This is a genomic window from Bradyrhizobium sp. McL0615, assembly GCF_049993905.1.
GTDB lineage: Bacteria > Pseudomonadota > Alphaproteobacteria > Rhizobiales > Xanthobacteraceae > Bradyrhizobium.
Window position 1 is genome coordinate 25531 of sequence record NZ_CP188254.1, and the last position, 20949, is coordinate 46479.

Genomic DNA, 20949 nt, shown 5'->3' on the forward strand with positions numbered 1-20949 from the left:
CGCATCGCCCCGGAATGACCGACTCAATCAGGCCGCGCCGCTCATATAGGTTTCGCGGCGGCCAATCATGCGCTGGGCCGCGGCCTTGGCGTCGGCCTTCGAGGAGGTCGCGCAGGTCCGGTATTCGAGGTCGGGCAGCTTGGCGCTGTCCCGGCGGACGAACCAGGATTTGGACCCGACCGAAAGCTGCGCCAGCGCCTGGGCGACGTTATCGACCGCCTCGAAGGAGTGCAGCGCGCCGGTGCCGGCATAGCGGACTTCATAGAGGCCGGGGGTAATCGGCGCTTCGATGTTCTCGCCACGCCCGAGACGGGGATAGCGCTTCCATTCACTCCAGGTCGAAATCATTGCGCACCCTTCAAAGACGTCGGAAATGAGACAATTTTGGTCAATTGATCCAGTCAACGAGCAACGTTTGTGCTGGAATCTGAACGCTTTACTGCAAAAAATCGGCGGGGGGAATCATGGCGAAATCACGATATCGTGGATGGTTAAGCCGGTCACCGGCGAGGCCGTCCATCCACCGCCAATTGTAGCGAAGTGTTGCAGTTTTGTGCCTCCCATACCGCGCCACCGCCGCCCACGCGCCTTGCCCATCACGAGCGCGCGACGTCGCCCGCCGCCGAAGACCGCCGCTTGCGGGATCGCATGACCGGGAGGAAGATCGCGGCACCCCATAAAAATCAAAGCGGGAGGTGACCCATGCAAAGCAAAGCCCAGATCGATCAGATTCTGCGTCAGAAAAGTGAGGCCAAGGAAATTCCCGGCGTGGTCGCGATGGCGGCGACCGGGAGCGAGGTGATTTATCAGGGCGCGTTCGGCAAGCGCGACCTGGCCAAGGACGATCCCATGACCGCCGACAGCGTGTTCTGGATCGCCTCCATGACCAAGGCGATCACATGCGCCGCTGGCATGCAGCTTGTCGAACAAGGCAAGCTCTCGCTCGACGAGCCGATCGGCAAGCTCTTGCCCGATCTCGCCTCTCCGCAGGTGCTGGAAGGTTTTGACGCCAGCGGCGAGCCAAAACTGCGCCCCGCGAAGAAGCCGATCACGCTGCGTCACCTCATGACCCACACCGCGGGCTTCTGCTACGACGTGTGGAACGGCGACATGGGGAAATACCAGGACAAGACCGGAACCCCGAACATCTTCTCCTGCCTGAACGCCGCGCTGAAGGGGCCGATCATGACCGATCCCGGCACGCGCTGGGAATACGGCATCAACATCGATTTCGTCGGCAAGGCGGTGGAAGCCGCCAGCGGCACGAAGCTCGACGTGTATTTGCGCGAGAACATGTTCGCGCCGCTCGGCATGAACGACACCGGCTTCAAGATCACGGAATCGATGCGCCAGCGGCTGGTCGGCATGCATGCGCGCGGCGAGGACGGATCGTTGGCGCCAATCCCGTTCGAGCTGGAACAGAATCCGGAATTTCACATGGGTGGCGGCGGCCTCTACGGCACGGCGGCTGATTACATCAAGTTCACCCAGATGATCCTCAACAAGGGCCGCGGCAACGGCAACCAGCTCTTGAAGCCCGAGACGGTCGCGCTGATGGGCGAGAACCACATCGGTGATCTCACCGTCGGCAAGATGCCGACGATGGCGCCCATGTACACCAACGATGTCGATCTCTATCCCGACATCGTCAAGAAGTGGGGCCTCTCGTTCCTGATCAACACCGCCAAGACGTCGGAAGGCCGCAGCGCCGGCAGCCTCGCCTGGGCCGGCCTCGCCAACACCTATTTCTGGATCGATCCGGCACGCAACGTCGCCGGCGTGATCCTGATGCAGCTGTTGCCGTTCGTCGACCACAAGGCCCTGGAAGCGTTTGCGGGGTTTGAGCGCGGGGTTTATGCGGGGCTCGATGCCGGCAGCGGCCAGCGCGCGGCGTGATTGCAACAGGCGCCGTGATCGCCCCTGCTCTTCGGGCGTCACGGCGCGCACGTTCCCTCCCCCACTTGGGGGAGGGTCAGGGAGAGGGCGCGGCGGTGATCGCGGCGCATTTTTTTCTCTCACAAGTGCCCACCTCACACTTGCAGATTCCCATACTTGCTAATCTCGTACTTATAAATCTCATACTCGGAGAACCCCGCCTTGACCGACACCCTCGACAGCTACGTCTGCGGCACCGCCAACGCGCCGCTGCTCGGCGACACCATCGGGCGCTGCCTCGATCAGGCCGCTGCGCGCTGGAGCGATCGCGAGGCGCTGGTTTCGCCAAGCCATGACGTGCGCTGGACCTGGAAAGAGTTTGCCTGTCACGTCGATGCGCTGGCGGCGGGCTTTCTCGCGCTCGGCCTCGAACGCGGCGCGCGGATCGGGGTGTGGTCGCTCAACCGGCCGGAATGGGCGCTGACGCAATTCGCCGCTGCCAAAGCCGGGCTCATTCTCGTCACCATCAATCCCGCCTACCGCCTGAGCGAACTGGAATTCGCGCTGGCCAAAGTCGGCTGCGTCGCGATCGTCACCGCGACCGCCTTCAAGACCTCCAACTACATGGAGATGCTGAACACGCTGCTGCCTGAGCTTGCGGCATCGCAGCCGGGTGAACTGCAGGCGCAGCGGTTGCCGCAACTGCGCGCGGTGATCCAGATCGGCGGCCCCAAATGTCCGGGCACCATCGCCTTCGAGGACGTCACCAAAATGGGCGGCGCGCAGCACCGCGAACAGCTGGCCGAACTCGGCAAGACGCTGCAGTTCGACGATGCGGTGAATATTCAATTTACCAGCGGCACCACGGGCTCGCCGAAGGGCGTGACGCTGACGCACCACAACATCCTCAACAACGGCTATTTCGTCGGCCGCGCGATGCGGCTCACGGAACAGGACCGCATCTGCATTCCGGTGCCGCTCTATCACTGCTTTGGCATGGTGATGGGCAATCTCGCTTCGGTGACGCTCGGCGCGACCATGGTCTACCCCGGCGAAGGTTTTGATCCGCTGGCGACGCTGCAGACGATCGAGCGCGAAAAATGCACCGCGGTCTACGGCGTGCCGACCATGTTCATCGCCGAACTGGATCATCCGGAATTTGCACGCTTCAACCTGAAATCGCTGCGCACCGGCATCATGGCGGGCGCGCCCTGCCCGATCGAGGTGATGAAGCGCGTCAACAACGAGATGAACATGGGCGAAGTGACCATCGCCTACGGCATGACCGAGACCTCGCCGGTGAGTTTTCAGAGCTCGACCGATGACCCGCTGGAACGTCGCGTCTCCACCGTCGGCCGCATCCATCCGCATGTCGAGGTCAAGGTCGTCGATCTCGAGGGACATGTGGTGCCGCGCGGCGAACGCGGCGAACTCTGCACCCGCGGCTACAGCGTGATGCTGGGCTACTGGGACGAAGCCGAAAAGACCGCCGACGTGCTCGACGCCAATGGCTGGATGCACACCGGCGACATCGCCATCATCGACGCCGAGGGCTATTGCAACATCGTCGGCCGTATCAAGGACATGGTGATCCGCGGCGGCGAAAATCTCTATCCCCGCGAGATCGAGGAATTCCTCTATCGCCACCCCAAGATCCAGGACGTGCAGATCTTCGGCGTCGCCGACGATCGCTACGGTGAAGAACTCTGCGCCTGGATCCGCACCCGGCCCGGCGAGGTGCTCACCGCTGACGAGGTCCGCGCCTTCTGCCACGGCCAGATCGCCCACAACAAGATCCCGCGCTATGTCGAATTCGTCGACGAATTTCCGATGACGGTGACGGGCAAGATCCAGAAATTCCTGATGCGGGAAGCGGTGGAAACGAAGCTGGGGCTGAAGGCGGCGAAGACGGCTTAAAAAAGAAAAAGCAGGGTGGCGCTTCGTTGCGTGGCTCGCCCTCGCCGCAACCACCGTCGTCATTGCGAGCGAAGCGAAGCAATCGGGAGATCAGTCCCGCTTCACCCTCGGACCAATAAATTGGATAATCTCGTCTGCGGAGTAGGCGCCCGGCATCTGCTGGCCCGCCGCAAGCTTCAAGACTCGGATGTGGACGTCCTGGCCCGGCTTGATGATGTTGTCGACGTATCCCGCCGACCTCGTCGTATAGGCCGTGTTGCCGCTGAATGTGGTGGTGCTCGTTCCTGGCACGACGACCGTTGCAGCAGTGGTCGCATCAGCGGCGCTGATGATGACGAAATGCGTTGCGCCCGCATCCTTCGTGGTTTCGGCAGCCTTCAGGAGAGCGTAGTCCTGAATCGTCGTGGAGCGCGTATTTCCATTTCCGCGTGCGACGATTCGATAGGTGTCCTTGGTGATCTGCTCCGCTGCGACACCGCCCGTAAAGCCCATCTCCTGATATTTCGTACCGCAGCCCATCAACAACAGGCCAAGCGTGATGACGCACGCGATCGTTCCAAGTGTACGCATTTGATTTCCCCCCAGCCGCTTTGATTTATTCGCAACCACGGGGCGAGATCAAGGAGAGATGCGAGCCGAAGGTATGACCACAAAGGCTAATGGGGCGAACTGCACGCTGAATCCATAATGTGAACGCACCGCTCCCGGCGCGCGTGGCGTTGCTGCCGCAGGAAAGCGTCGCGTTAACGATATGAGCACAAAATCGCGACAGCTCTTTTGGAGCGAGAGCTACACGGGCAGCCCGTTCTGCCCAGCCAGTTCCTTCAGCGACACCTGCGGTCTAGCCCCGATGTGCTGGATCACCTCGGCCGCCGCCAGCGCCCCTAGCCGTCCCGCCGCCTCATGGCCCGCATTGCGCACGAGGCCGAACAGGAAGCCGGCGGCGAACAGGTCGCCGGCGCCGGTGGTGTCGACGAGCTTTTGAATCGGGAACGCAGGCACGGACGTGACGCCATCCTTCGCGGCCACCACACACCCCTTCTCGCTGCGGGTGACGACCCCGAGTTTGGTGTCGGCGCGGAGCTGCTTCAGCGCGCCCTCGAAATCCGAGGTCTGGTACAGCGAATGCAGTTCGGCCTCGTTGGCGAACACGAGATCGACGGTGCCCTTGCGCATCAGGTCGAGAAACTCGTCACGGTAACGATCGACGCAGAAGGAATCCGACAGCGTCAGCGCCACCTGCCGGCCGGCCTTATGCGCGATGGTCGCTGCCTTGACGAAGGCTTCCTTGGCGTTCTTCGGATCCCAGAGATAGCCTTCGAGATAGACGATGCGCGCGGCTGCGATCTGCGCTTCATCGATGTCCGATGAGTTAAGATCCTGCGCGGCGCCGAGATAGGTGTTCATGGTGCGCTCGCCGTCCGGCGTCACCAGGATGTAGGAGCAGCCGGTGGCGGGGCCGGTGCTGGCCGCCTTGGTCTCGAAGGCCGCGCCGGCCGCGCGGATGTCATGGGTGTAGAGACCGCCGATCTGGTCGTTCTTGACCTTGCCGATGAAGGCCGCACGGGCGCCGAAACTGGCAAGGCCGACGATGGTATTGGCGCCGGAGCCGCCGCTCATTTCGGTCGCCGGACCCATGTCCTTGTAGATGGCGGCGGCTCTGGCCTCGTCGATCAGCGCCATGCCGCCCTTGGTCATGCCGTGGCGGGCGAGAAAGCCCTCGTCGGTCTGCACCAGCACGTCGAAAATAGCGTTGCCGATCCCGAGAACGTCGTATTTTGCGTCAGTCATTCGTCCGTCCTGTTTACGGCTGTTTGCGCGAAGAAGCCGAGCGCGGCCAACAAGGCTGCGGCCTACCAGATCGGCCCCACGCCAGCAAGGGAAGCGGCTCAGATCAACCTCGCCCCGCTTGCGGGGAGAGGTCGGAATTCAAGCGCAGCTTGAATTCCGGGTGAGGGGGTACCGGTCTATCGATAGAACTCATTTCGCGGATAGAGCCCCTCACCCCAACCCTCTCCCCGTAAAGAACGGGGAGAGGGAGAAGCAAGCGCCAGCAGCATGGCTTGTTAGTGTTTCCTTGCTTCTCGCTGCTATACACCGCTCATGATCCGCTCCTTTCTCACGGTATCCTCGGGAACGCTGGCCTCGCGGCTGCTTGGATTCGTGCGCGATTCGGCGCTGGCCGCGCTGCTCGGCACTGGCGCCGTCGCGGATGCGTTCCTGGCGGCGTTTCAGCTGGTCAATGTTGTCAGGCGGCTGTTGACCGAGGGCGGGTTGAACGCGGCGCTGGTGCCGGCATGGTTGCGGGTGCGTGAAACTGATGGGCCTGTGGCCGCGGCGGCGTTCGCCGGCCGCGTGCTCGGCACCATCACGGTCGCATTGATCGCAGCCACGGCGTTGCTCGCTCTGCTGATGCCGTTCGTGATCGCGGGGCTGGCGCCTGGCTTTTCCGGCCGCGAGACGCTGCAGCTCGCCACCGACAATGCGCGGCTGATGCTGCCGTACCTCGCCTTTGCCGGCCCGGTGACCGTGATGATGGCGCTGTTGAACGCACAAGGGCGTTTTGCGCTGACGGCATTCTCGCCGCTGCTGTTCAATATCGCGCTGATCGCGATCATGGCCGTGCTGATGACGTTTCCGCAAAGTCCTGTTCGTGCCGCGCAGATCGCCGCCGCGACCGTCGGCGTTGCCGGCCTGTTGCAGCTTTCCATTCTGGTGTTGCGCCGTGGCGATAGCATCGCAACACCGCTGCGGATTTCGTTCGACAAGGAAATCCGCGGCTTTCTCGCCAAGGCGGCGCCGGGCATGATGGCGTCGAGCGCGCCGCAGTTGCTGATGGTCGCCGGCGCGATCATCGCCTCGTCGTCGCCGTCGGCGGTGTCGTGGCTCTATTTCGCCAACCGGCTGGTCGAACTGCCGCTCGGCATCGTCGGCGTCGCCATGGGCACGGTGCTGATCCCGGAACTGACGCGCGCATTGCGGGCCGAGGATCGCACGGCCGTCGCACATGCAGAATCGCGCGGCCTCGAACTCGCGGTCGGCCTCGCGCTGCCGGCAACGCTCGGCCTGATCGTGCTGAGCGAGCCGATCGTGCGGCTGCTGTTCGAGCATGGCGCCTTCACCGCCGATGATACCAAGGCTACCGCCCGCGCGCTGATGTGGCTGACGCTGGCGCTGCCGGCGCATGTGCTGGTGAAGGCATTGTCGCCGGCATTCTTCGCGCGCGAGGATACGATGACGCCGCTGGCGTCAGCGCTGAAGGGCGTGGTGCTGGCGATCGCGGCGGCCTTCCTGCTCAGCCGCTGGTACGGCACTGAGGGCATCGCAGCCGCCATCGCGCTTGGCGCGTGGAGCATGGCGTTCAGCCTGATCCGCCGCGGCGCCGAGACTTTTGGATTCTCGATCGATACGGAAGCGCGCCGGCGGCTGCCGCGCATCGCACTCGCGGCGCTCGCCATGGGCGCGCTGCTGTGGCTGGCGACGCGGTGGCTGCCTGCCCTCGCCTCGGGCGCGCACGGCCTCGTGCGGGCCGTCCTGCTGTTCGCGGTGATCGCGGCGGGAATTGCGATTTACGGCCTGTTGTTAAGGCTTTTCGGCGTCACCGGCCGGCGCGAGGCGGTTAACGCCGTCAGGCAAACAAAGGGCTAGCGGCTTGCGCGAATAGTCCCTGCGTGGCAAACGACAGCGCGAAACAGGGATCCTCGGGAAGCTGACTATGGCTTTTGTTGAAAAGGTTTTTTCCGGCGTCCAGCCGACCGGTAATCTGCATCTCGGCAATTACCTCGGCGCGATCGTCAACTTCGTGAAGATGCAGCAAACCCATGACTGCATCTATTGCGTCGTCGACATGCACGCGATCACCCAGGGCGTCGACGTCTGGGGCGGCCCGGCGGAGCTCGCCCGCAACACCCGCGAGGTCACCGCGGCCTTCATCGCCGCCGGTATCGATCCGAAGAAGCACATCGTGTTCAACCAGAGCCAGGTCTCCGGCCACGCGGAGCTCGCCTGGATCTTCAACTGCGTCGCGCGCGTCGGCTGGCTCAGCCGCATGACCCAGTTCAAGGAGAAGGCCGGCAAGGACCGCGAGAACGCGTCCGTCGGGCTATACGATTATCCGGTGCTGATGGCGGCCGACATTCTGCTGTACCGCGCCACCCACGTGCCGGTCGGCGAGGACCAGAAGCAGCATCTGGAACTGTCGCGGGACATCGCGCAAAAATTCAACAACGATTTTGCCGATTCGATCCGCAGCCATGGCGCCAATGACGGACTGTTCTTTCCGCAGCCGGAGCCCTTTATCGTCGGCCCCGCAACGCGGGTGATGTCGTTGCGCGACGGCACCAAGAAGATGTCGAAGTCGGACGCCTCGGACAATTCGCGCATCAACCTGACCGACGACGCCGACACCATCGCGCAGAAGATCCGGAAGGCCAAGACCGATCCGGAACCGCTGCCGTCGGAGGAAAAGGGGCTGGAGAACCGGCCCGAGGCCGACAATCTGGTCGGGATCTATGCGGCCCTTTCCGAGCGCGGCAAGGCCGACGTCTTGAAGGAATTCGGCGGCGGGCAGTTCTCCAGCTTCAAGAACGCGCTGGTGGAACTTTGCGTCGCAAAACTCGCTCCGATCGCCTCCGAGATGAAGCGGCTGGTCGCCGACCCCGGCCATGTCGACCAAATCCTGGTCGATGGCGCCGACCGGGCGCGCGTCATCGCCGACGAAACCATGCGCGCGACCAGGGACATCGTCGGTTTCATCCGAAAGCCGTAGCTTCACCCGCCCCTTGAGGGGGCGGGTCGGCACGCATCGCAAGATGCGTGACGGGGCGGGGTGACGGTCTCTCCAGGTCCAACAGTGTGCGCGTGGAGATACCGCCACCCCACCTCGCCGCGCGCTTCGCGCGCGTCGATCTACGAGCGAGCTTCGCTCGTCTCGGACCCCTCCAGGGGAGGATAAGTTTCATCACCTCTTGAGGAACCGCGGCGCCGCTTGTCGAAGACGGCTGCGCCGTGGCAGCATGCGTCGGTTTGGCGCAGCACCGGGACATGCATGACCACCCAGCGACGAAGCTACGACACGGGTCACAAGCCAAAATGCCTTGTCATCGTTGACGACACCGCGGAATGGGACCGCGCGGTGTACTACGCCAGCCGCTGGGCGATCCGCGTCGGCGGCGGCGTGGTGATGCTGCGCATCATCGAAATCGAGGACCAGAACCAGCAATGGCTGGGGGTTGCCGACATCATGCGCGCCGAGGCCGAGGACGCCGCCAATGAGGCGCTCGACCGCGCTTCGGGACGCGCCAACGGGATCGCCGCGATCACGCCGGAGCGGGTGATTCGCGAGGGCGACCCCACCGCCCAGATCCTCGACGTGATCGACAAGGACGTCGATATTTCGATGCTGGTGCTGGCGGCCAATCCCGGCCCGGAAGGCCCCGGCCCGCTGATCACCATGATGGCGCAGGTCACGGGCTCGTTCCCGATTCCCGTCGTCATCGTGCCCGGCGATTTGAGCGATTCGGACATCGACGGCCTGTCCTAGGGCTTGATTTATCTACGGAATTGCTGGTTTGCGCCCCTTGATCGTGCACTGGCGGTCGCCATCTGCTACAGGAGACGCACGCGCCGGCCTTGAACCGGCGGCGCCGGAGAAAAATCATGTTCATTCAGACTGAAGCCACGCCCAATCCCGCCACGCTGAAATTCATTCCAGGCCGTACCGTGCTCGACACCGGCACGATGGAATTCGCCAACCGCGAAGCCGCCGCCCGTTCGCCGCTTGCCGAAAGACTATTCGGCGTCCCCGGCGTCTCCGGCGTTTTCTACGGCTACGATTTCGTCACCGTGACCAAGGCGGATGGCGACTGGCAGCACCTCAAGCCCGCGATCCTCGGCGCCATCATGGAGCATTACATGTCCGGCGCGCCGCTGCTCGCCGACGGCTCCGCCGGCAATGACGAGGCTTCCGATGAGGAAGACGAGTTCTTCAGCGAGGCCGACGCCGATACGGTCGCGACCATCAAGGATTTGATCGAGACGCGAGTGCGGCCTGCGGTTGCCAATGACGGCGGCGACATCACCTTCCGCGGCTTCAAGGACGGCGTCGTCTACCTCAACATGAAGGGTTCCTGCGCCGGCTGCCCGTCCTCGACGGCGACATTGCAGCACGGTATCCAGAACCTGCTGAAGCATTTCGTGCCCGACGTGGTCGAAGTCCGGCCGATGTGATCGGTGCCTAGGGTGGGCAAAGGCGCATTTGCGCCGTGCCCACCATCATGCATCCGTATCGCCGAATGGTGGGCACGCTTCGCTTTGCCCACCCTACGTTTCGCTACATTCGTCCACAATGATGATCTGACCTAAGCCGCCAACCCGATGCTGGCCGCTTCGGCGGCGGCCTGCTGCATGCCGTTCGACATCTCGCTGGTGACGGTGCTCTGCTCCTCGACCGCAGCCGCGGTCGACGTCACGTACTCGCTGACGTCCTGGATCGCCTTTTTGATGGAGGTCAGGGCTCCAACCACGTCGCCGGAAATTCCGTTGAGATTGCCGATCTCCTGTTCGATCTTGTCGGTCGCCTGCTTGGCCTGATTGGCGAGGTTCTTGACCTCGGAGGCCACTACGGCAAAGCCGCGGCCCGCTTCACCGGCACGCGCCGATTCGATGGTGGCGTTGAGCGCCAGCAGGTTGATCTGCCCGGTGATGTCGCCGATCAACTGCACGATGCTGCGCATCGACTCAGCTGCCTCCGACAACCGCTGCGCCTTCCGATCGGCGTCCTCGACCTGCTCGACCGCGGTCAACGCCGTGTCTCGGGATTTCGACATCGCCGCCGAGATTTCGCGGACCGAGGCGTTCAGCTCCTCGGCTCCGGCCGCGACCGACTCCATCATGCCGCGCACCTTTTCGCTCCGCATCCGTGCGAGGACCTGCGCTGTGGTATCGGAGGCGTATTTCACGACTTTGAACGGCTTGCCGTTGAGATCGCGGATCGGGTTGTAGGAGGCCTGGATCCAGATCTGCTTGCCGCCCTTGCCGACACGCTCATATTCACCCGACTGAAACTCGCCGCGGTTCAGGTTCGCCCAGAACGCGCGGTAGACCTCGCCATCGCGCTGCTCCGATGGCACGAACATGCTGTGATGCTTGCCCTGGATCTCGGCGAGTGAGTAGCCAAGCGCGCTAAGGAAATTCGCGTTGGCTGTCAGCACATGGCCCTGCATGTCGAACTCGATCACCGCCTGTGACTTGCCGATCGCTTCGATCTGTCCCGCGAAATTCGCCGCTTTCAGTTTGTCCGCGGTCACGTCGGAGGCGAATTTCACCACCTTGAACGGTTTGCCGGCGTCATCGAGAATCGGATTGTAGGAAGCGAGAATCCACACCTCCTTGCCGCCCTTGCCGAAACGCTTGTACTCGGCCGACTGGAATTCACCGCGGCCGAGCCTGGCCCAGAATTCCCGATAGGCGGCGCTGTCGCGCTCGCTGGGCGCCACGAACATCTGGTGATGCTTGCCCTGAATTTCCTCCAGCCGGTAGCCCACCGTAGCGAGAAAGTTCTCATTGGCGGTGATAATGGTGCCGTCGAGATTGAATTCGATCACGGCCTGCGCACGGCCGATGGCGGAAAGCTTGCCCGCATCCTCCATGCCGCGGATTTTCTTCTCCGTGATGTCGGTGGCGAATTTGATGACTTTGACGGGCCGGCCGGCATCATCCAGAATCGGATTGTAGGACGCCTGGATCCAGACTTCGCGGTCGCCCTTGCCGACGCGCTTGTATTCGGCGGCCTGAAATTCACCCCGATTGAGGCTGGCCCAGAACGCTTTGTACGCCTCGCTGCCGCGCAGCTCCGGCGGCGCGAACATCTGATGGTGCTTGCCCTGGATTTCATCAAGGCGGTAACCCATCGTGTCGAGGAAATTCTGGTTGGCGGTGATGATCGTGCCGTCCATCTTGAACTCGATCACCGCCTGCGACCTGTTGATCGCGGCTGCCTGCGCCAATGCATCGCGGGCAGATGAATTGCTTTTCCACAAAGGCATAAAAAACCCCTTTTAAAATGCAGGGACGGGCGTGGCTTGATATGCCGAAAATGCACCGCCCGGATCCCCATTGACCCGTATTTTGTCGGGACACAGGCTCTCACCGGCTGGTGAAGAAAGACTTAATTCCTCGTAATTTCAATAACTTAGCATCCCAGAAGTTGCATGATAATGCACATGCATCAAAAATGGGGCGCGAGCCTTTTTTCAGGTATCTCTACAGGTAGCGCTGACCGAAGGTAGAGCGGTGAGGCGACAGCTTCGCGATGGATGCAAATGCGGAAATAGCGCAGCAACGCATTCAACCGGAGCTGAAAAACCTCTACGTTGGCGTCATGCTCATCCTCGCCATCGATACCGCGCTTGATGCCTGCGCCGCGGCCGTGCTCGACACCAGCGCAGGCGGCGTGATCGCGCAGGAATCGCAGGCGATGAAGCGCGGTCATGCCGAAGCCCTGATGCCGCTGATCGCGCGCGTGATGAAGGCGTCAGGCGTTGCCTTTGCCGCGCTCGACCGCATCGCCGCCACGACCGGCCCCGGCAGCTTTACCGGATTGCGCGTCGGCCTTTCCGCCGCGCGCGGCATTGCGCTTGCCGCCGGCAAGCCGGTTGTCGGCGTGACGACGCTGACGGCTTTTGCCGCCCCCGTCGTCAGCGAAAATGACCAACCTCATCCCGTTCTCGCCGCCATCGATGCGCGGCATGATCACGTTTATTTCCAGATGGTCGGCGGCGACGGCAGTTCATTGATCAAGCCGAAGGTCGCGCCGATCGCGGAAGCGCTCGACGCGGCGCGCGCCAGTGCGCCTCATCTGGTCGGCAATGCGGCGCAGATCCTGGCCGACCGCTGGCCACCCGATGCAGCGCCGCCGTTCAAGATCGATCAGCAGGCAGCACCCGATATCGCCTGGGTGGCGTGGCTCGGCGCCGCCGTCGATCCCGAGAGTTCACCGGCGCGGCCCTATTATCTGCGCGCGCCCGATGCCAAGCCGCCAAAAGATCCGCTGGCCGGCGTAGCACGGCCTCCGGCGTCATGATGACATGGTTCACCGACTGGTGGAGCGGCGGCACCGCCGTGATCGAACCAGCAAGTCAACGCGACGCGGCGCGGCTGGCGCAACTGCATGGCGCATCGTTTCACCGCGGCTGGGGCGAAGGCGAATTCGAGGTCATGCTGACCGAGCGCAACACGCTCGTTCACCGGTTCAGAGCCGGACGCAAGATTATCGGCTTTGCGGTGTCGCGCATGGCGGCCGACGAGGCGGAGTTATTGTCGATCGCCATCGATGCGGCCCAACGCGGCCGCGGCTTGTCGCGCAACCTGTTGATGACGCATCTCGGTCATCTCGCGGGCCGCGGCGTACGCAAGGTGTTCCTCGAGGTCGAAGAAAATAATCGACCGGCGCGGCGCCTGTATGAATGGGCCGGATTTGAGGTCGTCGGCCGCCGGGAACGCTATTATCAGCAGCCCGGCGGCGAGCAATTGAATGCACTTCTGATGCGGCGTGACTTGTCGTAATATGCGGGTGGTGGCAAAAGACCCCCGACCTGCGTCCGAAGGCCCTGAGACCATGCCCGCACTGAAATCCCCGCCTGCGCATAAAAATACCGGCATCGAGGCCCGTTGTGCCGCCACCGGCATGCGCATGACCGAGCAGCGCCGGGTGATCGCGCGCGTACTTGCCGATTCGGTCGATCATCCGGACGTCGAGGAACTCTACCGGCGCTGTGTCGCGGTCGACGACAAGATCTCGATATCGACGGTGTACCGCACCGTAAAATTGTTCGAAGACGCCGGGATCATCGAGCGGCACGATTTCCGTGAAGGCCGTGCGCGCTATGAACAGATGCCCGACAGCCACCACGATCATCTGATCAATCTGCGCGACGGCAAGGTGATCGAGTTCACCTCCGAGGAGATCGAGAAATTGCAGGCCGAGATCGCCCGCAAGCTCGGCTACAAGCTGGTCGATCACCGGCTGGAACTGTATTGCGTTCCGCTCGACGAAGACAAAACATAGGCCATAGTGTTTTCGAGCGAAGTGGGAACCGGTTCGCGTGAAGAAAACACGTCAAAGCAAGAATCTGACGCCAACCCTCATCATCTTCGATTGCGACGGCGTGCTGGTCGACAGCGAAGCCATTTCATGCCGCACGCATGCGGAAGTTCTCAGCCGACACGGCTATCCGATCACACGTGAGCAGGTCTTCGATCGCTTCCTTGGCCGCTCGACGCGCCAGGCAAATTCGGAAGTCGAGGCCGAACTCGGCCGCGCGTTGGCCGACGATTTTCATGTGCAATTGCAGGACGAGCAATTCCGGTCGTTCGAAGCCAATCTGGAAGCCGTGCCGCACATTCACTCAGCCCTCGATGCCATCGTCCAACCGGTCTGCGTCGCGTCGAGCGGATCGCAACAACGCATGCGCCTCACCCTTGGCCGCACCCATCTTTACGATCGATTTGCGCCGAATATCTTCTCGTCCTCGCAGGTCTTGAACGGCAAGCCCGCACCCGACCTGTTTCTGTTCGCGGCCGAACAGATGAACGTCCCGCCCGAAAATTGCCTCGTGATCGAGGACAGCGTCGCCGGCATCGCAGGCGCCGTCGCGGCAGGGATGCCCGTGCTCGGCTTTCATGGCGGCAGCCATTGCCAGGAAGGATATGGCGGAAAGCTGCAGGATGCCGGCGCGGCCATGATCTTCGACGACATGCGGCAACTGCCCGAGCTGATTGCGCGCGTCGGTCGAAAGGCCGGCTAGTTCTGCTTCGCATGGTTGAAGTCCGGCGTCGCTGGCCTCCTTCAGATCAGGAATCTTGCCGCGAGTTAACTGGGCGCGAGACCCGCAAATGGTAGTTTCCGATGAAGTTGCGTGAGGGGAGCGCGCGCATCGTGAAATTGCCTGACAGCCAAACATGGAAGACAATCCTGCCGCTCACGCTCGTGTCGGCGGTGGCTGTGCTGGCGCGAACCTGGCAGCTTTCGCAGAACGATTTTGGCAGGCAGTACTACGCCGCAGGCGCGCGAAGCATGCTGGATAGCTGGCACAATTTCCTCTTCAACGCGTTCGACCCCGCAGGCTTTGTGTCCATCGACAAGCCGCCCGTGGCGATCTGGCTGCAGGCCGCCAGCGCCAAGCTGCTTGGTTTTTCCGCGCTTTCGATCCTGCTCGCCCAGGTGATGGCGGGACTCGCCGCGATCCTGTTGGTTTACGTTCTGGTACGGAAATATTGGGGCGGGACCGCCGGGACGATCGCCGCGCTGTCGCTTGCGCTGAGCCCGGTCAATGTCGCCGTCGACCGTTCCAACAATACCGAGAGCTGTCTCATCCTGGTGCTGCTGGCCGCCGTGTGGCTCGCGATGCGGGCAGCCGAAACCGGCCGGCTCGCACTGCTCTGCGCCGCGATGGCCGCAATCGGCATCGGCTTCAACGTCAAGATGGGAGCTGCGCTGGTGCTGGCTCCGGTGCTGGCCTTGACGTTCAGCCTCGCCCGGCCGGGCGCTCCCGTCACCTGGCATCTCGGACGGCAAACCATGGCAGGCATCGTCCTCGTCGCCGTCTCGCTGTCATGGGCGATCTTCTTCGATCTCACGCCGGCCCGCGACCGGCCTTATGCGGGCAGCACCAAACACAATTCCATGCTGGAGCTTGCATTGGTGCATAATGGCGCGGCCCGCTTCGTTGCGATGTCCACGCCCGCAGCCAATCCGGCAACCACGGAAGTCCGGCAGCCCGTGATGACCGACGACTCGCCGACAGGCCCGCTCCGCCTGTTCCGGCCGCGGGCTGCAGCCCAGTTCGCCTGGCTGCTGCCGCTCGCGCTCGCGGGCCTTGTCCTTGCATGGTCGGATGCAACAAGTCCGGGCGCGCCAGTGTCGCGCCGCATCAGCGCCGGTGTGTGGACCGGCTGGCTTGTGATGTACTGGATCGTGCTCAGCTTTGCCGGTGGATCGATCCACACCTACTACGTCGCCGTGCTGGGTCCGCCGCTGGCCGTATTTTCCGGCATCGCCATCGCCGGGCTGTGGTCGCGATGGAAAGCTGGCAGGCCGGGGTGGATATACCTGCCCCTGATCATCATGGCCACGGCCGCCTGGCAGGCCTATCTCTGCATCGCGCCATCAGGAACGATCGGATCCGACTGGCTCAGCGTGACGTGGCTGACGTCGATCGGAATCGCGGTGATTTGCGCCGTCGTCCTTTTTGCATGGCCGCAGCAGGGCAGCAGATTTGCAAAATTGTTCGTGGCCGCTTGCATCGGTGCGCTGCTCGTTGCGCCGACGCTGACTACCGCAAGCGTCGTTCTCAGGCGCCCGAACATCGCGGCACCGGTCGCCAACATGTCCGCTTTGCTCACGCCAGCAGATGCGGAGCGTCAGGCATTGCGGACATCGCGGCTGGACGCCGCCCGCCAGAAGCTCACCAACTACCTCGCCGCCAATCGCAAGGCGGCAAAGTTTCTCGTCGCGGTCCCCAACGCCAACGTCGCGGCGCCGCTGATTATCTCGACCGGCCTGCCCGTCATGGCGATCGGCGGCTATCTCGGCGACGATCCGATTCTGATGACTTCGGACGTCGAGCGGCTGGCCGCGGACAGGCAATTGCGCTTCGTGATGCTTGGCGGATTTACTTTGGCGCCGGCAAAGCAGGCGGCGGCGCTCGATCCGATCGCCCGATGGGTGCGCGCGAACGGCCGCCCCGTCGATACGAAATTGTGGCGCCTGTCCGCATCGGCCGGCACCCCTTACCGCATCAACCTCGGCAATGAGTGGGTGGAGGTTCCGCCGCCAGAACTGTTCGATCTCTGGAATAATGCAGACTGAACCTACCCGTAATCCCTGGCTCAAACGCTGGCTTTTTGGCCATTTAGGCTATATTTGAGCCCCAGACGCCGCCAGGGCGCCACTCCACCACCACCGAAGGTTCCATGAAGCCGCCGCGCAAGCTGCATATCAAGTCCTATGGCTGCCAGATGAACGTCTACGATGCGCAACGCATGGTGGACACGCTGGCTCCGGAAGGCTTTGTCGAAACAGCCAGCGCCGAGGATGCCGATCTGGTGATCCTCAACACCTGCCATATCCGCGAGAAGGCCTCCGAGAAGGTCTACTCCGAACTCGGGCGGCTGCGTGTCGCCAAAGATGAGGCGGCGCGCCAGGGGCGCGATATGCGCATCGCGGTCGCGGGCTGCGTGGCGCAGGCCGAGGGCGCGGAGATCATCCGCCGCGCGCCTGTCGTCGATGTCGTGGTCGGGCCGCAGAGCTACCATCATTTGCCGCAGCTATTGGCGCGCGCAAAAAGCGAAGGCCGTGCGCTGGAGACCGAATTCCCGGTCGAGGACAAATTCGGCTTCCTTCCCGCCCCCAAGCCGGATGCGATTCGCGCGCGCGGCATCTCCGCTTTCGTCACCGTGCAGGAAGGCTGCGACAAGTTCTGCACCTTCTGCGTGGTGCCCTATACGCGCGGCGCGGAAGTCTCGCGCCCGGTGACGAAGATCATCGACGATGTGAAGCGGCTCGCCGACAACGGCGTGCGTGAGATCACGCTCATTGGGCAGAACGTCAACGCCTATCACGGCGAAGGCCCCGACGGGAAAACCTGGCCGCTCGGCAGGCTGCTGCACCGGCTTGCCGAAATCGAAGGTATCGTGCGGCTGCGCTACTCCACCAGCCATCCGCGCGATGTCGACGATTCGTTGATCGCGGCGCATCGCGATCTCGCCGCGCTGATGCCGTTCGTGCATCTTCCGGTGCAGTCCGGCTCCGACCGGATCTTGGCGGCCATGAACCGCAAGCATACCGCCGATGATTATCGCCGCGTCATCGACCGTTTTCGCGATGTCCGCCAAGATATTGCTTTTTCATCGGATTTTATCGTCGGCTTCCCCGGCGAAACCGAGGGAGAATTTGCCGCGACCCTCGCGCTTGTCATGCAAATCGGATACGCTGGGGCATATTCGTTCAAATATTCGCCCCGGCCCGGCACGCCGGCGGCGGACATGCAGGAGACGGTGTCAGCGGCTGAAATGGACGAGCGATTGGTGCGGCTTCAGGAATTGATCGACAGCCAGCAATCGGCCTTCAACAAGGCCATGATTGGCAACACCGTCGATGTGCTGTTCGAACGCGCGGCCCGCAATCCCGGCCAGATCGTCGGCCGCACCGCGTACCTTCAGCCCGCGCATGTCTTTGCCTCGCCTGACATCATCGGACAGGTGCTGCCGGTCAAAATCGGCAGCCTCGAGCGCTACAGCCTGCTCGGCGAACTCGCCGGCGCTGCCGCGCGGCCGGTCTCTTCAACACATTCATCCATGATGACGGGAGCCTGAACCCTTGCCAAAAAGCGCATCGGATTCGCCTTCACTCGCTCCCAGCCGCAAATTTGACCGCGACATGCAAATTCCGCCCGAAACCCAGGTCGTCATCGACTTCGACGACAACCGCGCCGCTTCCGCGCTTGTCGGCCCCTACGGACAAAACCTGGCGCTGGTCGAACGGCGCCTCGGTGTCGTCGTCGATTCCCGCGGCAACCACATCACCATCGCCGGCTCCCGCGACGGCTGCGACGCCGCGCGGCGCGTGCTGGAGACACTCTATGCACAGGCCGTGCAGGGACATGACCTGTCGCAGGGCGAAGTCGAAGGCGCGATCCGTGTCGTGCTGGCACAGGGCTCCCTGTTCGAGTTCGACCCCAAGACCGCCAAGGCCTCGTTCGAGACCATCAACCTGCGCAAGCGTCCGGTGCGCGCACGCACGGCGGCGCAGGATTCCTACATCCGTGCGCTGAAGCGCCATGAGATGGTGTTCGGCGTCGGCCCCGCAGGCACCGGCAAGACCTGGCTTGCGGTGGCGCATGCCGCGCAATTGTTCGAACGCAAGGAAGTCGATCGCATCATCCTGTCGCGGCCCGCGGTCGAGGCCGGCGAGCGGCTCGGCTTTTTGCCCGGCGACCTTAGGGAAAAGGTCGATCCTTACTTGAGGCCGATCTACGACGCGCTGTACGACTTGATGGATTCGCGCATTGTCGAGCGCGCGCTGCAGGCCGGCGAGATCGAGATCGCGCCGCTGGCGTTCATGCGCGGCCGCACGCTGACCAACGCCGTCATCATCCTGGACGAAGCGCAGAACACCACTTCGATGCAGATGAAGATGTTCCTGACCCGGCTCGGCGAGAACAGCCGCATGATCATCACCGGCGATCCGTCGCAGGTCGACCTGCCGAACGGACAGGCCTCCGGGCTTGCCGAAGCGGTCAAGCTGCTCGACGGCGTCGAGGGCATTGCGCAGGTGAAATTCACCGCGGAGGACGTCATCCGCCATGAACTGGTGGCGCGGATCGTCGCCGCCTATGAGGGATTGCCGCAAAAACCGGCAACCAACAAATCTTGACCCAGAAATCGTCGGCGATGGGCCTGCCGCAAGCAGGCCCTGGCCGTAACCCGAACATGGCCATTCAAAGCGCTGGAACGCTCGTGTCGTCCGTCCTTCCCCTCACCGAAGTTCTCGTCGTCGCCGAGTGCTGGAAGACCGAGCCGGAGGCCGAGGCGGTGATCCATCGCGCCATCAATGCGGCGGCCGAAATCGCCGATGCCGATGTCGGCGAGGCCGAGCTCGCGGTCATGCTGACCGACGATGCTGGCATCCGCACGCTCAACAACAACTGGCGCGGCATCGACAAGCCGACCAACGTGCTGTCGTTTCCGGCGCTGCAGCCGACTGCGGGCGCGCCTGCCGACGCGCCGCGGATGCTCGGCGACATCGCCATCGCCTATGAGACCACGCGCAAGGAGGCCGACGACGAGGAGAAGCCGTTCGATCATCACCTCAGCCATCTTGCGGTCCACGGGTTCCTGCATTTGATCGGGTACGATCACGAGACAGACGACGACGCCGAAGCCATGGAAGATCTCGAACGGGAGATTCTCGCGCAGCTCGGCATTCCCGACCCCTATGCGGACCGGGAGCGGGTGGCCTGAAATGCCGGACTCCGACCCAATACAAGACAATCCGCGCGATACGCCCAACCTGCCGGCGGTGGTGAAGGAAGGCGAGGTGCTGCGTCCGACCGCCGACGGCTGGCTGATGCGCGCGATTCGCACGCTGTTCGGCTGGAGGGCAGGATCGGTCCGCGCCGATCTCCAGGTCGTGCTCGACGCCTCCACCCCTGATGATGTCGGCTTCTCCGCCATCGAGCGCACCATGCTGCGCAACATCCTCGGCCTGAACGAGCGGCGGATCGCCGACGTGATGGTGCACCGCGCCGACATCGTCGCGGTGAAGCGGGATATTCCGCTCGGCGAACTCATGAGCCTGTTCGAAAGCGCGGCGCATTCGCGGCTGGTCGTCTACGACGAAACGCTCGACGACCCCGAAGGCATCGTTCACATCCGCGACCTGCTGGCGTTCATGACCGCGAAGGCGCGGGTCGGCGACACCACCAAGCCGAAGCGCAAGAAGCCGTTCCCAGCGGGCCTCGACCTGCGCGCGGTCGACCTCGCATTGCCGCTCGCCGAGGCCAACATCATCCGCAAGCTGCTGTATGTGCCGCCGTCGATGCGGGCGATCGACCTCCTTGCACAGATGCAGGCCTCGCGCATCCATCTGGCGCTGGTGGTCGACGAATATGGCGGCACCGACGGGCTGGTCTCGATCGAGGACATCGTCGAGCAGATCGTCGGCGAGATCGACGACGAGCACGACAGCGACGAGCCGCCCTCGATCATCCGGCAGGGCGACAACGCATACATCGCCGACGCCCGCGCCAGCCTCGAGGATGCGCGCAAGATGATCGGCGAGGACTTCGTCACCGGCGAGGCCGGCGGGGAAGTCGAGACGCTGGGCGGCTATCTGGTGGCGCAGGTCGGCCGGCTGCCGGTGCGCGGCGAGGTCATTGCAGGCCCGGGCAATTTCGAGATCGAGGTGCTCGACGCCGATCCGCGGCGGGTCAAGCGGTTGCGGATCGGGATTAGGAAAGAGCGGCCTGCGGCGCGTGCGACGCGCGAGCGAAGCCGCCGCGAGCCCACGCCCGATGCCGGCGTGCCGCCGACCAATGACAATACGCCGCCGGCCCCCGGCGATGGAGCCGGCTCGCAGTGATTCCAGGCAGTAAATTC

Annotated in this window: 19 protein-coding genes; 15 read left to right on the plus strand and 4 right to left on the minus strand. The window is 63.3% G+C overall.

Annotated features, from left to right (window positions below; all coding sequences use genetic code 11):
- Positions 1-27: 27 nt before the first annotated feature.
- Positions 28-348: a hypothetical protein gene (locus ACPPVP_RS00100; RefSeq protein ID WP_426530131.1), complete on the minus strand. Its 321-nt coding sequence runs from the start codon at positions 346-348 to the stop codon at positions 28-30.
- 354 nt (positions 349-702) lie between these two features.
- Here ACPPVP_RS00100 and ACPPVP_RS00105 point away from each other — a divergent pair, with 354 nt between their 5' ends.
- Together ACPPVP_RS00105 and ACPPVP_RS00110 are read left to right on the plus strand one after the other, a co-directional pair.
- On the plus strand, positions 703-1896 hold the full coding sequence (locus ACPPVP_RS00105; RefSeq protein WP_426530133.1) for a serine hydrolase domain-containing protein: 1194 nt from the start codon (positions 703-705) through the stop codon (positions 1894-1896).
- 201 nt (positions 1897-2097) lie between these two features.
- Positions 2098-3792 (plus strand): AMP-binding protein, encoded by a 1695-nt coding sequence (locus ACPPVP_RS00110; protein WP_426530135.1) that lies wholly within the window; start codon positions 2098-2100, stop codon positions 3790-3792.
- Between the two features lie 90 nt (positions 3793-3882).
- Here ACPPVP_RS00110 and ACPPVP_RS00115 read toward each other — a convergent pair whose 3' ends face one another.
- Both ACPPVP_RS00115 and ACPPVP_RS00120 read right to left on the minus strand, forming a co-directional pair.
- The gene (locus tag ACPPVP_RS00115; RefSeq protein WP_426530137.1) at positions 3883-4401 is read right to left on the minus strand and encodes a CC0125/CC1285 family lipoprotein; all 519 of its coding nucleotides are present in this window, start codon (positions 4399-4401) and stop codon (positions 3883-3885) included.
- A gap of 180 nt (positions 4402-4581) precedes the next feature.
- A complete protein-coding gene (locus ACPPVP_RS00120) occupies positions 4582-5583 on the minus strand; it encodes an adenosine kinase (protein ID WP_426530139.1) in 1002 nt (333 codons plus the stop codon).
- 312 nt (positions 5584-5895) lie between these two features.
- On the opposite strand from ACPPVP_RS00120, the gene murJ reads away from it, so the two are divergent.
- The 4 genes from murJ to ACPPVP_RS00140 all read left to right on the plus strand — a co-directional run bounded on the left by murJ (position 5896) and on the right by ACPPVP_RS00140 (position 10020).
- Positions 5896-7440 (plus strand): murein biosynthesis integral membrane protein MurJ, encoded by a 1545-nt coding sequence (gene murJ, locus ACPPVP_RS00125; protein ID WP_426530141.1) that lies wholly within the window; start codon positions 5896-5898, stop codon positions 7438-7440.
- Positions 7441-7507: 67 nt separating this feature from the next.
- Positions 7508-8560 carry a tryptophan--tRNA ligase gene (gene trpS, locus ACPPVP_RS00130; protein ID WP_426530143.1) on the plus strand — a complete coding sequence of 351 codons (1053 nt, stop codon included), beginning with the start codon at positions 7508-7510 and terminating at the stop codon, positions 8558-8560.
- A gap of 279 nt (positions 8561-8839) precedes the next feature.
- A complete protein-coding gene (locus tag ACPPVP_RS00135) occupies positions 8840-9334 on the plus strand; it encodes a universal stress protein (protein WP_426530145.1) in 495 nt (164 codons plus the stop codon).
- Positions 9335-9450: 116 nt separating this feature from the next.
- Positions 9451-10020, plus strand: a complete 570-nt coding sequence (locus tag ACPPVP_RS00140) for a NifU family protein (protein ID WP_426530147.1) — start codon at positions 9451-9453, stop codon at positions 10018-10020.
- A 131-nt stretch (positions 10021-10151) separates the two neighbouring features.
- Here the strand turns inward: ACPPVP_RS00140 and ACPPVP_RS00145 are convergent, their stop codons facing one another.
- Positions 10152-11837: a PAS domain-containing protein gene (locus ACPPVP_RS00145; RefSeq protein WP_426530149.1), complete on the minus strand. Its 1686-nt coding sequence runs from the start codon at positions 11835-11837 to the stop codon at positions 10152-10154.
- A gap of 335 nt (positions 11838-12172) precedes the next feature.
- Between ACPPVP_RS00145 and tsaB the strand changes: the two genes are divergently transcribed.
- The 9 genes from tsaB (at position 12173) to ACPPVP_RS00190 (ending at position 20932) form a co-directional block, all read left to right on the plus strand.
- Complete coding sequence (tsaB, locus tag ACPPVP_RS00150) at positions 12173-12874, plus strand: tRNA (adenosine(37)-N6)-threonylcarbamoyltransferase complex dimerization subunit type 1 TsaB (RefSeq protein ID WP_426538362.1); 702 nt, start codon at positions 12173-12175, stop codon at positions 12872-12874.
- Positions 12871-13356 (plus strand): ribosomal protein S18-alanine N-acetyltransferase, encoded by a 486-nt coding sequence (gene rimI, locus ACPPVP_RS00155; protein WP_426530151.1) that lies wholly within the window; start codon positions 12871-12873, stop codon positions 13354-13356. The genes tsaB and rimI overlap by 4 nt, the downstream gene beginning before the upstream one ends.
- A 52-nt stretch (positions 13357-13408) precedes the next feature.
- Complete coding sequence (locus tag ACPPVP_RS00160) at positions 13409-13858, plus strand: Fur family transcriptional regulator (protein ID WP_247782117.1); 450 nt, start codon at positions 13409-13411, stop codon at positions 13856-13858.
- 64 nt (positions 13859-13922) lie between these two features.
- Positions 13923-14597: an HAD family hydrolase gene (locus ACPPVP_RS00165; protein WP_426538364.1), complete on the plus strand. Its 675-nt coding sequence runs from the start codon at positions 13923-13925 to the stop codon at positions 14595-14597.
- 101 nt (positions 14598-14698) lie between these two features.
- A complete protein-coding gene (locus tag ACPPVP_RS00170) occupies positions 14699-16660 on the plus strand; it encodes a glycosyltransferase family 39 protein (RefSeq protein WP_426530153.1) in 1962 nt (653 codons plus the stop codon).
- Positions 16661-16764: 104 nt separating this feature from the next.
- A complete protein-coding gene (gene miaB / locus ACPPVP_RS00175; protein ID WP_426530155.1) occupies positions 16765-18165 on the plus strand; it encodes a tRNA (N6-isopentenyl adenosine(37)-C2)-methylthiotransferase MiaB in 1401 nt (466 codons plus the stop codon).
- A gap of 4 nt (positions 18166-18169) precedes the next feature.
- Positions 18170-19225, plus strand: a complete 1056-nt coding sequence (locus ACPPVP_RS00180; RefSeq protein WP_426530157.1) for a PhoH family protein — start codon at positions 18170-18172, stop codon at positions 19223-19225.
- Between the two features lie 83 nt (positions 19226-19308).
- The gene (gene ybeY, locus ACPPVP_RS00185; RefSeq protein ID WP_426530159.1) at positions 19309-19812 is read left to right on the plus strand and encodes an rRNA maturation RNase YbeY; all 504 of its coding nucleotides are present in this window, start codon (positions 19309-19311) and stop codon (positions 19810-19812) included.
- Position 19813: 1 nt separating this feature from the next.
- The gene (locus ACPPVP_RS00190) at positions 19814-20932 is read left to right on the plus strand and encodes a hemolysin family protein (RefSeq protein ID WP_426530161.1); all 1119 of its coding nucleotides are present in this window, start codon (positions 19814-19816) and stop codon (positions 20930-20932) included.
- Positions 20933-20949: the final 17 nt, after the last annotated feature.

Coding starts and splice junctions, on each gene's coding strand:
- murJ (WP_426530141.1), top strand. CDS start 5,896: ATGATCCGCTCCTTTCTCACGGTATCCTCGGGAACGCTGGCCTCGCGG.
- ACPPVP_RS00170 (WP_426530153.1), top strand. CDS start 14,699: ATGAAGTTGCGTGAGGGGAGCGCGCGCATCGTGAAATTGCCTGACAGC.
- miaB (WP_426530155.1), top strand. CDS start 16,765: ATGAAGCCGCCGCGCAAGCTGCATATCAAGTCCTATGGCTGCCAGATG.
- ACPPVP_RS00120 (WP_426530139.1), bottom strand. CDS start 5,583: ATGACTGACGCAAAATACGACGTTCTCGGGATCGGCAACGCTATTTTC.
- ACPPVP_RS00135 (WP_426530145.1), top strand. CDS start 8,840: ATGACCACCCAGCGACGAAGCTACGACACGGGTCACAAGCCAAAATGC.
- tsaB (WP_426538362.1), top strand. CDS start 12,173: ATGCTCATCCTCGCCATCGATACCGCGCTTGATGCCTGCGCCGCGGCC.
- ACPPVP_RS00160 (WP_247782117.1), top strand. CDS start 13,409: ATGCCCGCACTGAAATCCCCGCCTGCGCATAAAAATACCGGCATCGAG.
- trpS (WP_426530143.1), top strand. CDS start 7,508: ATGGCTTTTGTTGAAAAGGTTTTTTCCGGCGTCCAGCCGACCGGTAAT.
- rimI (WP_426530151.1), top strand. CDS start 12,871: ATGATGACATGGTTCACCGACTGGTGGAGCGGCGGCACCGCCGTGATC.
- ACPPVP_RS00190 (WP_426530161.1), top strand. CDS start 19,814: ATGCCGGACTCCGACCCAATACAAGACAATCCGCGCGATACGCCCAAC.
- ACPPVP_RS00100 (WP_426530131.1), bottom strand. CDS start 348: ATGATTTCGACCTGGAGTGAATGGAAGCGCTATCCCCGTCTCGGGCGT.
- ACPPVP_RS00145 (WP_426530149.1), bottom strand. CDS start 11,837: ATGCCTTTGTGGAAAAGCAATTCATCTGCCCGCGATGCATTGGCGCAG.
- ACPPVP_RS00140 (WP_426530147.1), top strand. CDS start 9,451: ATGTTCATTCAGACTGAAGCCACGCCCAATCCCGCCACGCTGAAATTC.
- ACPPVP_RS00105 (WP_426530133.1), top strand. CDS start 703: ATGCAAAGCAAAGCCCAGATCGATCAGATTCTGCGTCAGAAAAGTGAG.